Annotated in this window: 7 protein-coding genes; all 7 read left to right on the top strand. The window is 65.2% G+C overall.

From position 1 onward, the window contains the following. Positions 1-104 precede the first annotated feature (104 nt). Complete coding sequence (locus tag UAJ10_RS26115; protein WP_322918252.1) at positions 105-638, top strand: isochorismatase family protein; 534 nt, start codon at positions 105-107, stop codon at positions 636-638. Between the two features lie 941 nt (positions 639-1,579). After that, complete coding sequence (locus UAJ10_RS26120; RefSeq protein WP_322918253.1) at positions 1,580-4,450, top strand: TonB-dependent receptor; 2,871 nt, start codon at positions 1,580-1,582, stop codon at positions 4,448-4,450. Positions 4,451-4,577: 127 nt separating this feature from the next. Next, positions 4,578-6,230: a tryptophan halogenase family protein gene (locus UAJ10_RS26125; RefSeq protein ID WP_322918255.1), complete on the top strand. Its 1,653-nt coding sequence runs from the start codon at positions 4,578-4,580 to the stop codon at positions 6,228-6,230. A gap of 493 nt (positions 6,231-6,723) precedes the next feature. After that, positions 6,724-9,657 (top strand): TonB-dependent receptor, encoded by a 2,934-nt coding sequence (locus UAJ10_RS26130; RefSeq protein ID WP_322918256.1) that lies wholly within the window; start codon positions 6,724-6,726, stop codon positions 9,655-9,657. 150 nt (positions 9,658-9,807) lie between these two features. Then, complete coding sequence (locus tag UAJ10_RS26135) at positions 9,808-11,349, top strand: tryptophan halogenase family protein (protein WP_322918258.1); 1,542 nt, start codon at positions 9,808-9,810, stop codon at positions 11,347-11,349. A gap of 64 nt (positions 11,350-11,413) precedes the next feature. Next, positions 11,414-12,646 carry a DUF418 domain-containing protein gene (locus UAJ10_RS26140; protein ID WP_322918259.1) on the top strand — a complete coding sequence of 411 codons (1,233 nt, stop codon included), beginning with the start codon at positions 11,414-11,416 and terminating at the stop codon, positions 12,644-12,646. 7 nt (positions 12,647-12,653) lie between these two features. Beyond that, positions 12,654-13,172 carry a hypothetical protein gene (locus UAJ10_RS26145; RefSeq protein ID WP_322918260.1) on the top strand — a complete coding sequence of 173 codons (519 nt, stop codon included), beginning with the start codon at positions 12,654-12,656 and terminating at the stop codon, positions 13,170-13,172. The last annotated feature ends 2 nt before the right edge of the window (positions 13,173-13,174 follow it).

A 13,174-nucleotide genomic window follows, 5' to 3' on the forward strand; every position in this document is an offset into this window, starting at 1 on the left:
CTAGCCGTTGGCGCCCACCCCAGGCGAACCGCCACTGTTGCCGACCCGTGCGCCCCCTCGCATAGTAGGTTTCACGCCCTCCGCCCCAGCCGAAAAGCCTAGCCGTGCCCCGTCTTGATCCCCGCCGCAGCACGCTCGCCGTCGTCGATCTGCAGGGCCGGCTGATGCCGGCCATCCAGGGAGGCGGCGGCGTGGTGGCCAACACCCGGCGCCTGCTGGCCGCCGCCAGCCTGCTGGACATTCCCGCCCTGTTCACCGAGCAGAACCCGCGTGGCCTGGGCGCCACCGTGCCGGAGTTGGCGCCCGACGCGTCGAGGGTGATCGCCAAGATGACCTTCGACGCCACGCCGGCGCCCGGCTTCCTGGAGCGCCTGCCCCCGGGCCACGCGGTGGTGCTGACGGGGTGCGAGGCGCACGTCTGCGTGCTGCAGACGGCGCTGGGACTGCTGGAGCGCGGTCACCGGGTGTGCGTTGTGGAGGACGCCGTGGGCTCGCGCACGGTGGAGAACAAGGCCGCCGGCCTGCGCCGCCTGGCAGCAGAGGGGACGGAGATCATCACCACCGAAATGGCCGTGTTCGAATGGTTGGAGAGTGCGGCACATCCCCGCTTCCGCGAGGTCATCGCCCTCATCAAGTAGCGAGGGGGTATTTCCTTGCGTCTCGGCGGCACCTGTCGCCTCACGCACTCCCGCAGGGGGGCCGAACGGGACAAACGGTCGCAGCGACCGCGGTCATACGTATTGGGGCGCCACCCACCAGCCCTCGGGGCCACCGGCCGGCACTCTTGGCCTTGACTTGCCGCCCGCCAAGTCTCTTTCGTTCAAGCCAAACAAATCGGCCGGCACCGCCGCCCTCGCGCCCCAGCGTCATCGCGCCGGTCAGTCGGCAGAAATTATCATATTTAGCAGATGCAAAAAACTGAAAGACTTTATGGTGTAGTAAACAATCTTTATTCCGATATCCACCAATGATATTTCTTGTTACTTAATTAATACTTCATTGTCAGCGCCATTATACCCCACACCGCTGATCCTCGCACAGGATTTGGCCAATTTTACGCAATGAAGATTTGCTATTTTTGCGTGTGAATTCTAGCGCCATGGTCGGCAGATGTCCGTGCCAATCCCCAGTGGTGGACATGGCCGGCGCTCAGAACTTTACCGCATCTAAACTGCAGAAGCGCGCGCCGCCCATCCCTCACAAATTCCAGCTAATCAATCCCTTGGCACAGGTTACCGAGTTGACCGATCAGTCGGGAGAGCATCCTACCGGCCCTATCCCTGAAGGGTTGGGGAATAGGCTAAAAAGCCCTCAAAAGGGACATCTGTGCCCTTATCGCAACACAGACCTATGGTTGAACGCATTGATATTGTTAGTAAATTGGCAAAAATTCCCGTGCGGGGAAAGGGACCGGTAACACTTTTCATGTGAGCGCTAACATTCTCCCGTTGCAGGCCCGCATGAATCTTCATATGGATTTATATGACTACGGTGTGACGCTTAAAAACGGCACTCCGGGCCGAAACGCGCGTGGGCCTTTTGACCCGCGAGAATAAGATACCCAGGGAAGGGAAACGCCATGAGTTGGCCCCAGAATTCCTATCGTTCCTTCGTGCTGGCCGGCGCGTCCGTGCTGGTCCTCGGCGCCCTGACAGGCGCCTCCGTCGCGCGGGCCCAGGCCGCCGCCGCCGATGACGAACTGCAGGAGATCGTCGTCACCGGTCAGCGCTTCGCCGTTTCCGACGCCGCCAAGCGCAAGGCCAACGCCGACCAGATCCTGGACAGCATTTCCGCCGACGACGCCGGCAAGCTGCCGGACAACAGCGTGACCGAAGTGCTGCAGCGCGTCCCCGGCGTGTCCATCACCCACTTCGCCGCCGTGGGCGACCCCGACCACTATTCGGTGGAAGGCTCCGGCGTGACCGTGCGCGGCCTGTCCCAGGTCAGCAGCACCCTGAACGGCCGTGAGGCCTTCAGCGCCAACGGCGGCCGCGCGCTGCTGTTCGAGGACGTGCCGCCGGAACTGCTGGCCGGCATCGACGTGGTGAAGAGCGGCACCCCCGACATCATCGAGGGCGGCATCGGCGGCTCGGTCAATCTGCGGACCAAGATGCCGTTCGACTACGACAAGCAGACCATCAGCGGGTCCGTCGGCGCGAACTACGGCGACTTCATCCAGCAGACCAAGCCCAACGCCTCGATCCTGTACGCCAACCGCTGGCAGACCAGCATCGGCGAGATCGGCGCCATGTTCGACGTCGCCTACAGCGACATCAGCACCCGCCACGACACCATCCAGGTCGAGCCCTACTTCCCCCAGACCTTCAACGGCAAGAACGTCTACGTTCCAGGCGGCTTCGACTGGCGCTCCGGCAACTTCGACCGCAAGCGCCTGGGCGCCTATGAGGCCCTGCAGTGGTCGCCCAACCCGGACCTGACCTTCTACCAGACGGGCTTCCGCTCGGATTACTGGAGCAAGTCGACCGAGGCCGGCGTCTACAACACGGGCGGCAACGCCGTCACCGTATCCCCCGGCAGCACCAGCACCTTCGGCCCCTCGGGCGGCTTGCTGACCTCCAACAACCTCAGCTCCACCGGCTGGGATCCGCTGCAGGTGGGTTCGGAGTCCGGCGGCAGCCTGGCCACGGTCAACCCCGGCCTGACCAACCAGCACAACGTCACCACCGACCTGTCGCAGGGCATGAAGTGGACGCCGACGTCGAACTGGACCATCAACACCGACTTCCAGTACGCCGTCTCCCAGTCCCAGCAGCAGCGCATCGACCTGTTCTCGCAGGTTTCCGTGCCCAGCTACGCCATCGACCTGACCGGCGACCTGCCGTCCATCAAGGTCAGCAACCCGGCGCAGGTGGCGGATCCTTCGCGCACCATCTGGTACGCGACCATGGACCACCTGGAAAACCATATCGGCCGCGAGCTGTCGTGGTCGGGCGATGCCGAATACAAGGTTTCCGACTCCAGCTTCCTGCGCGCCATCAAGGTCGGCGCCCGCTTCGCCGACCGGACCGAGAAGGACAACGTCTCGGGCTACAACTGGGTGGGCCTGACGCCGTCGTTCAATGACCCGTCGACCTTCAAGTACCTGAGCAACGCCGCCCCTGGCGATGTGACGGTGAGCGGCTTCAGCAACTTCTTCCGGGGCGCCACGGCCCTGCCCAGCGCCGCCGCCTTCCCGTCCTGGGCCCTGGCCGAAGGCTACCCGGAAAACCTGACGGCCATCCACCACGCCTATGGCCTGCCGGGCGACAACACCCAGCCGGTGACCTACACCGACGCCACGCTGTCGCACACCAAGACCCGCACCGAATCCGCCTACATCATGACGCGCTTCGGTGAGGACGACCTGTTCGGCTGGAAGATGAACGGCAACTTCGGTGTCCGTATCGTCAACAACGAGAACAGCAGCGAAGGGTCCATCCAGCAGCCGACCGGCACCGTGTTCTACAACGGCGCCTCGGGCACCCTGCCGGGCGGTTTCACCGCCAATGGCGGCGGGCACAACAGCCTGATGGCCCTGCCGTCGTTCAACATCCAGTTCATGCCGCAGGATGACATCCATCTGCGCTTCGCGGCGTATCAGTCCATGTCCAACCCGAGCTTCAACGCCCTGAACGCCTCGGGCCAAGTCAGCCTGATCACCAACGCCAACCAGCAGATCACCGGCGCCACCACCTACGCCGGCAACCCGGACCTGAAGCCGCAGCTGTCCAACAACCTGGACGTCTCGCTGGAATGGTACATGCCGGACGGCCAGGTGCACTTGGCCGGCTTCTACAAGCAGATCAAGGACTACATCTCTTACGGCGTGACCCCGCTGAACCTGCCCATCAGCCTGCCGGGCGGCGTGACGCAGGTCATGCCGGTTTCGTCCAGCGGCTATTTCAACGCCTCGCCCGCGTACATCAAGGGCGCCGAGTTCGGGGTGCAGAAGTTCTTCAGCTTCCTGCCCGCCCCGTTCGATGGACTGGGCATCGACGCCAACTTCACCTACATCAACAGCCGCAGCCCCGGCGACCTGTCCTACGACATGCTGGGCAACCGCATCACCGGCCTGCCGGTCGACCTGCTGTCGAAGTACAACTACAACGTCACCGGCATGTACGAGAAAGGCCCGATCTCGGCACGCCTGGCGTACACTTGGCGCAGCAAGTACCTGCTGACCCCGACGGCCAACGGCACGAACGGCACCTACACCAACGCCGCCGGCCAGACGGTCACCTACAACCTGCCCATCTTCTCCGACGACTACGGGTCGCTGGACGCCTCGGTCGCCTACACCTTCGACGACCACATCACCCTGACCCTGGAAGCCCAGAACCTGACCAACAGCGAGACCAAGACGCTGATGGGTTTCGGCAGCCAGCAGTACGGCCGCAGCTGGTTCGTGGCCGACCGCCGCTACAGCGCGACGGTGCGTTTCACCTACTGATCGATCCTTGGGTTGATCCGGTAGCTGTCACTCGGGGAACCCTCGGCCTGTCATGGGCCGGGGGTTTTCCCTTTGTTAAGGTCCAGGCCCCTATAGGGGTTCGGCACCAACACGGGAAGGAATGGCCATGGCCGACACCACCGCCGCCAAAGCCGCCACCAACGGCGCCCCGGTCAAGAACGTCCTCATCGTCGGGGGCGGCACGGCTGGCTGGCTGGCCGCGGCCTACCTTGCCCGCACGCTGTCCATCGGCCAGCCGGGCGGCGCGCGCATCACCCTGGTGGAATCGGCCGACATCGGCATCCTGGGCGTGGGCGAAGGCACCTTCCCCAACATCCAGCGCACCTTGCGCCGCATCGGCATCGATGAGTCGGTGTTCATGCGCGAGAGCGAGGCGACCTTCAAGCAGGGCATCCGCTTCGATCACTGGCAACATGCCCCCGGCACCGACGGCCGCGACCACTACTTCCATCCCTTCCAGTCCGCCATCAGCCGCCAGGACCTGGACCTGGTGCCCTACTGGCTGCTGGGTGCCGCTGGTGACGGCGTGCCGCTGGACACCGCGCTGACGATGCAGAAGCGGGTGGCCGACGCGGCCCTGGCGCCCAAGCGCTCCGGCGATGGCGACTACGCGGGCGCCCTGAACTACGCCTATCATTTCGACGCGGTGAAGTTCGCCCGCCTGTTGCGTGTCGTCGCCACGGACCTGGGCGTCCGCCACGTGGTCGACACGGTGGACGCCGTGCCCCTGGACGAGACGGGGGCCGTGGCCGGCGTGGTCACGCGCGAGAACGGCACGCTGACGGCGGACCTCTACATCGACTGCACCGGCTTCCGCGCCCAGTTGATCGGCCAGGCGCTGAAGTCCCCCTACCAGTCTTGCCGCAAATGGCTGTTCTGCGACCGGGCGGTGGCACTGCAGGTACCTTACGACCAGCCGGACGCCCCCATCCCCAGCTATACCGTTTCCACCGCGCACGAGGCCGGCTGGACCTGGGATATCGGGCTGGAGACGCGGCGCGGCATCGGCCACGTCTATTCCTCAGACCATACCGACGACGCGCGGGCCGAGCAGGTGTTGCGCGACTATATCGGCCCGGCGGCGGGCGACAAGACGGCCCGCACCTTCCGCTTCGAAGCCGGCTACCGCCCGGAACCCTGGGTGCGCAACTGTGTCGCCATCGGCCTGTCCAGCGGCTTCTTCGAGCCGCTGGAATCGACCGGCATCGTCCTGATCGAGGTGGCGTCCGTGCTGCTGACCAGCCTGTTCCCCTGGGGGGGCGACATGGCCACGGCGGCGCGGCAGTTCAACCGCATCATGCGTCAGCGCTATGAACGGGCGCTGGACTTCCTGAAGCTGCACTATTGCCTGACACGGCGGACCGACACCGCCTTCTGGCGTGACAACGCCGACGCCGCCACCGTGCCCGATACGCTGCACGACCTGCTGGACCGCTGGCGCCACCGCCCGCCGGAGGGGCTGGACTTCGATCTCAACCTCGACACCTTCAGCGAGGCCAGCTGGCAATTCGTGCTGTATGGCATGGGCTACACGACCGACCTCAGCGCCCAGGCCGGCGCCTTCCGGCACATGGACGAGGCGCGCCAGCAGTTCGCCGCCATCCGCGCCAGCACGGAGCAGGCGCTGGCCGCCCTGCCCCGGCACCGCGACCTGATCACGCAGATCTATCGGCATGGCCTGCGCCCCCGCACGCCCTTCGGGGGCGCAGCCTCAGGCCGGGCCAACCTGTCCTCCGGCATGGCCGGCCTGTCCCGCTGAGCGCGCGTCCAAACCAGCCTTCGGTCAATGTCTGATAAAACCGCCGGGGAGCTTCTCGGCGGTTTTTGACTCTTGTCTGAAAAATACGACCTGAGTCCCCCGCCTACAGCGGTAGCGGCGGGCGCCCGGCGACACCGGGCTGCGGAATTCGAAACCGCGCCCTCTTTGTCACCAATAGCGACTTCCGCGCAACACCGCGCCCCGGCGCCCGGACCACCACCGAGGGTGGTTCCTATGTGTAAGATTTAAAAACACTTTTCCAATATTCGCTACGCTATGGAGCGTTTGGATATTGGTCAGGATGGCGATTTCCTAACATTGTGTAAAGGAGCGCTACCATTTTTGATGGGAGCGCTAACATTCTTTGGTTGCATGGCCGCCAGAAGTCTCATATGCATTTATATGACCACAGGCTGACGCCCCAGAGCGGCGCCTTGGCAAAAAGAGCCGCGGTTCTGCCGTGGAATAATATAAATCAGGGAAGGGAAACGCGATGAGACGCTCCAATCGCTCCTATCGTAATTTCATGCTGGCGGGCGCTTCGGCGCTGACCATTGGCGCGATCGGCGCCACGTCTTTCGCATATGCACAAACCGCCTCTCCGGCGGCGGGCGATGATTTGCAGGAAATCGTCGTCACCGGCCTTCGCAAGAGCATCGAAAGCTCCCAGGCCATCAAGCAGAACTCGGAACAGATGGTGGATTCCATCACCGCGACGGATATCGGCGCCCTGCCCGACCGCAGCGTGACCGAGGCGCTGCAACGCATCTCCGGCATCACCATCCAGCGCACGCCCGACCCCCGTGACGCCGACCGCATCTCGGTCGAAGGCGACGGCGTCCAGGTGCGCGGCCTGAGCTGGGTGCGCGGTGAATTCAACGGCCGCGACAGCTTCTCGGCCAAGTCCGGCCGCACCCTGAGCTTCGCCGACATCCCGTCGGAATTGATGGCCGGCGTCGACGTCTACAAGAACCCGTCGGCCGATTTGGTCGAAGGCGGGATCGGCGGCACCATCAACCTGCGCACGCGCCTGCCCTTCGACAGCGAGGAGCGCATCCTCGCCTACTCCGCCGACTACAGCTATGGCGACCTGGTGGGCAAGGGCAAGCCGTCCGGTTCCGCCCTCTACAGCGACCGCTGGAACACCGGCATCGGCGAAGTGGGCGTGCTGATCGACGTGGCGGACGGCAAGTTCGCCAGCCGCACCGACACCGTGTCGGTCGACCCCTTCCAGGCCCGCACCGACCTGGTGCCCGGCCAGACCGTCTATGTCCCCACCGGCTTCGGCTACCGCAGCCTGGAGTTCACGCGGGAACGCAAGGGCATCGTCGGCGCCCTGCAATGGCGGCCCAGCAGCGACCTGGAGTTCACGGCCCAGTACATCCGGTCGGAAGCCACCGAAGAGTCGCTGGAAAACGCCATCGGCCTGGATTCCGGCACGGGCAACGGCCCGGCCGCCGGCACCAGCTTCAAGTATGACGCGCAAGGCAACTACATCTCCGGCACCATCGCCGACACCGTGGGCGGCACGACCAACAACCCTGACGTCATCGACAGCCGCTATGACATCAAGGAATCGGTCACGTCCGACTACTCCCTGCACATGAAATGGACGCCGACCAAGAACTGGAACATCAGCGGCGACGCCCAGTACATCGACGCCACCAGCAAGCAGCTGGACTTCACGGTTTTCGAAGCGCTGACCAATCCCCTGCCGGCGGCGACGCTGACGCTGAACGGCAGCGGCCTGCCCACCATCAGCATTCCAGCCAACAGCAGCTTCATCTCCAATCCCGCGAACTACTACTACAACGCGGCGATGGACTATCATAACAACAACGAGGCGCATGAGTGGGCCGAGCGCCTGGACGCCGAGTACAGCTTCGACGACGCCGACTGGCTGAAGTCCTTCCGCTTCGGCGTCCGTCACACCGACCGCAAGTCGATCACGCGCGAAACCAACTATAACTGGGGCGGCGTGGTGCAGAGCTGGGGTGCCAACGGCATCCAGACGCTGAACCAGACCACGCCCGGCGCGTCGTCGGCCAGCGTGTGGCCGCTGCAGAACTTCTATCGCGGCGGCGTGACCGTCCCGACGCAGTTCGTCATCCCCAGCGCCTCCCTCAGCAAGGGCTTCTACAATGGGGTCGCCGCGCAGCTGAAGGCGCTGTCGGCGGCGGACTCCTACGGCAACTGGGTGCCGTTCAACGGCGACTACAGCAGCTACAACGGCGGCGGCGCCGGTGTGAACACCCAGACGGAAGAGACCACGGCCGGCTATGCCCTGCTGCGGTTCGAACATGACGTGCCCTTCTTCGGCGGCAACAAGCCGTTTGACGGCAATGTCGGCTTCCGCGTCGTCAACACCGATGCCCAGGGCTCCGGCAATGCCAACTTCGTGACCGTGACCAACCTCAACGGCGCGCCCTCGTCCGACCTGGCCTTCGCCAACGGCGCCCGCACGGTCATCAGCGGCGGCCGCAACTACACCGACGTGCTGCCCAGCGTGAACCTGCGCCTGAAGCTGCAGGACGACCTACAGTGGCGCTTCGCCTTCGCCCAGTCCATCGTCCGTCCCGACTTCTCGCAGCTGCAGCCATCCTTGAACATCGGCGCCACCGCCGGTCTGCTGGACAGCAGCGGCCACTGCCAGAGCCTGGGAACGGGCGCCACGGGCAACTGCGTCTACCAGTGGACGGGTTACGCCGGCAACCCGAACCTGAAGCCGATGCGGTCCAACCAGTTCGACACCTCGATCGAGTGGTACTTCGCCCCCACGGGCAGCATCACCGCCGCGGTGTTCAACAAGGACGTGTTCGACTTCATCACCACGTCGCCCCAGAACGTCGCGTTCACCAACAACGGCGTGACCCGGAACGTCCTGGTGGTGCAGCCCTACAACGCCGGCCAGGGCAGCGTTAAGGGCTTCGAGTTCGGCTACACCCAGTTCTACGATTTCCTGCCGGGCTTTCTGAGCGGCCTGGGCTTCCAGGGTAACGTCACCTTCGTGCAAAGCGAGGGCGGCCGCAACGCGGCGGCCAACCCCTACGACGCCACCCAGGTCACCAACGCCGCGCCAACCAACACGAGCCTGCCGCTGGAAGGCATGTCGAAGTGGAGCTACAACCTGGCGGGCATCTACCAGAAGGGCCCGTTTGAGTTCCGCCTGGCCTACAACTGGCGCCAGCGCTACCTGCTGACCACCTCGGCGGCCAACATCAACATCCCGGCCTGGTCGGATGATTACGGCCAGCTGGACGCGTCCTTCTTCTACACCGTCAACAGCTACCTGAAGGTGGGCGTGGAGGCGGCCAACCTGACCGATGCGCAGACCCGCATCTTGGTCGGGTACCCGGGCCACCTGACCTACCACAACTGGGTCGACGCCGACCGGCGCTACGCCTTCGTCATCCGCGGCTCCCTGTAACGCTTTCTCCCGGGGAGCCTCGTTGTCTGGCCCTGTCTCTCCCCGGTCGCGCTGGTCGCGGCCGGGGAGACAGGGCCGCCTTTTTTCAGGCCGCCCCCTGCCGTAAGCTGGGGCGGCAACGACAAGATCATGTGGGGGAGTGCGCGGGGCATGGCCGAGGCGATGCGGAACGAGGATGGGCGCCGCGGGCGCAAGATCGTGATCGTGGGCGGAGGCACGGCCGGCTGGATGGCGGCGGCCGTGCTGGCCCGGGTGCTGAAGGGCAAGTACGGCACCATCGAGCTGGTGGAATCGGCCGAGATCGGCACCGTCGGCGTGGGCGAGGCCACCATCCCCCCCATCCAGTTCCTGAACCATCTGCTGGGCATCGACGAGGTCGATTTCGTCCGCAAAACCCAGGCGACGTTCAAGCTGGGCATTGAGTTCGTGGATTGGACGCGGCTGAACCACCGCTATTTCCATCCCTTCGGTCCGCATGGCCACACCATCGACGCCGTGTCCTTCCATCATTACTGGCTGCGCCAACGGGCCAAGGGCGACACCAGCGACATCGGCGACTATTCCCCCTCCACCGTCGCGGCGCGGATGGGCAAGTTCCAGCCGCCGGCGCCGGACGCGCGGCCGGGCGGCCCCGTCATCGCCTACGCCTATCACTTCGACGCCGGCCTCTATGCCCAGTACTTGCGTGGCGTGGCCGAGCGCAACGGCGTGAAGCGCACCGAGGGCAAGATCGTCCAGGTGACGCAGCGCGCTGCCGATGGCTTCATCGACAGCCTGGTGCTGGACAACGGCACCCGCGTAGCGGGCGATCTGTTCGTCGACTGCTCCGGCTTCCGTGGCCTGCTGATCGGGGAGACGCTTAAGGCCCCGTACGAGGACTGGTCCCACTGGCTGCCCTGCGACCGGGCCGCGGCCGTGCCCTGCGAGGGCGTGGCGGCGATCACGCCCTACACCCGTTCCACCGCGCGGGCGGCCGGCTGGCAGTGGCGCATCCCGCTGCAACACCGCATCGGCAACGGCCATGTCTACTGCAGCCGCTTCATCAGCGATGACGAGGCGACGGCCACCCTGCTGGCCAACCTGGACGGCAAGCCACTGGCCGATCCGCGCCTGCTGCGCTTCACCACCGGGCGGCGCAAAAATTCCTGGACCAAGAACTGCGTCTCGCTGGGCCTGGCCTCGGGGTTCATGGAGCCCTTGGAGTCCACCAGCATCCACCTGGTGCAGAGCGGCCTGTTCCGCATGGTCTCGCTGCTGCCCCGCGACGGGTTCGAGCAGGCGACGGTGGATGAGTACAACCGCCTGACCAACATTGAATACGAGCAGATCCGCGATTTCCTGATCCTGCATTACCACGCGGTGGAACGGGACGATTCCCCCTTGTGGAATTACTGCCGCACCATGGAGATCCCCGACAGCCTGCGGCACAAGATCGACCTGTTTCGCGCCCGGGGCCGCATCGCCCGCTTCGACGAGCAGTTGTTCGCGGAGCCGAGCTGGGTGGCCGTGTTCCTGGGCCAGGGCATCCAGCCGCACTCCTACGACCCCGTGGCCGACGTCATGCCGGAAGCGGAGGTGACGGCCCGCCTGGACCGTATCCGCGAGGCCATTCGGCGCATGGCCGACGCCCTGCCCACCCACGCCGAGTTCATCAACCGGCATTGCCGCGCCGACCGGCCGGTGGCAGCATGACAACGCTGGCATCCCCCGGGAGATGGTCAGCCAGGGGGTAAAAAGAACAACGGGATGGCCTGATATGAGCGCATCGGGATCGCGGGTCGACGGGGCGGGCGACCGCATCACCGTCATCGACGCCTTGCGGGGGACGGCCCTGGTGGGCCTGTTCCTGCTGCACACCATTGAGCATTTCGATTTCCTGAGCGATGCGGCCATATCGCCCGCCTGGCTGAAGCCGTTCGACACGGCGGCCCACGACACGGCCTTCTTCCTGTTCGCCGGCAAGGCCTACGGCATCTTCGCCCTGATGTTCGGCATCAGTTTCTCCCTGATCCTGGGCAGCTGGTCGCGGCGCGAGGGCAGCGCGTCCGCGCGCTTCCTGTGGCGGCTGGCCGTGCTGTTCGCCATCGGCTATCTGCACGGCCTGATCTACTGCGGCGACATCCTGACCATCCTGGCGGTCATGGGCGCGCCGTTGGTGCTGCTGCACCGCCTGGGCGACCGGCCCCTGCTGGCCGTGGCGGCCGTTCTGCTGATCCAGCCCCCCAGCCTGTGGCAGGTGGCGGGCCTGCTGGACGGCACCGCCCCCGCGCCGCCCGTCCCCTTCCACTGGACGGTGTATGAGGGGCTGATGCCCATCTACGCCAACGGCGGCTTCTGGGACGTGGTGAAGGCCAACCTGTGGCAGGGCGTGCTGGCCCGCACCTTCTGGACCATCGAGACCGGCCGATACCTGCAGATGATGGGCCTGTTCCTGGTCGGCCTGGTGGTGGGGCGCAACCACATCCTGGAACGGGCCGTCGAGCATCGCCGCCTGCTGCAGGGCATCCTGACCGGCGGCGCGCTGGCCTTCGCCGTCCTCTATCCCCTAAAGCGCCTGGCGGAGGGTGCCGGCCTGCCGGCCATGACGGCCTATGAGGTGACGAACCTGGCCAACGCCTATTGCGGCCTGGCGCAGATGGCCATATGGGCCAGCGGCTTCGTCCTGCTGTATCCCCGCGTCCAGGCCCTGGCGCCGGTGCGGGCGCTCGCCTCCTTCGGGCGCATGAGCCTGACCTGCTACATCACCCAGGCCCTGGTCTTCGTGCCGCTGTTCTACGGCTTTGGCCTGGGGCTTTACCGCCATATGGGCCCGTTCTACAGCGTCGCCAGCGGCGTCGCCTTCGTCATCCTGCAATGCGCCGTCGCCCATTGGTGGCTGCGCCACTACCGCTATGGGCCCCTGGAATGGGTCTGGCGCGCCGCCACCTTCCGCACCCTGTCCCTGCCCCTGCGCCACGCCCCGAAGGCGGCGTTGGCGGATGCAGCGTAGAAGCTGAATGCGCCGCGCCCGAACCTTGGCCTCATTTGCGCTTATCAGTCTGATCGGCGGAAGCATTGCCCGAGCGGACGATGTGCCACCTCTACCCGCCCCTGGTAAGCCGCCGGTGGTCGTCCGCGCGCCTGTCAATGCGCCAGCGTTGACAGGGGGGCAATGGCGGATTCTCGCCTACTTCGACGGCGTCGCCATGGCGGTCCCCAAACTACGGGAGTACACATCGCCACCAAATGCTGGTCAGACCATCGATCTTGCTTGGCCGACGGTGCATTTCAATTCTGATGGCGCTTTGAATATCTACGCTGGTTGCGGCCCGTCGGGCGGCCATTATCAGATCGCTGACAATAAAGTCTCTTTGCAGGCCCTAGTCGTCATCATGGGGGACTGTGGCACAAGCGAGACCCATCAGGTCTTCGCGATCGTGAACGCGATGAAGGCGACCGAGACATTGGTCTGGCGGGGTGAAAGCGCGCTGCTGCTTGATCATGACGGTAATCTCCAGCTGATTCTGTCGCGCTGAAA

Origin of the sequence: Nitrospirillum guaranorum (assembly GCF_034653275.1) — a bacterium.
Classification (GTDB): domain Bacteria; phylum Pseudomonadota; class Alphaproteobacteria; order Azospirillales; family Azospirillaceae; genus Nitrospirillum.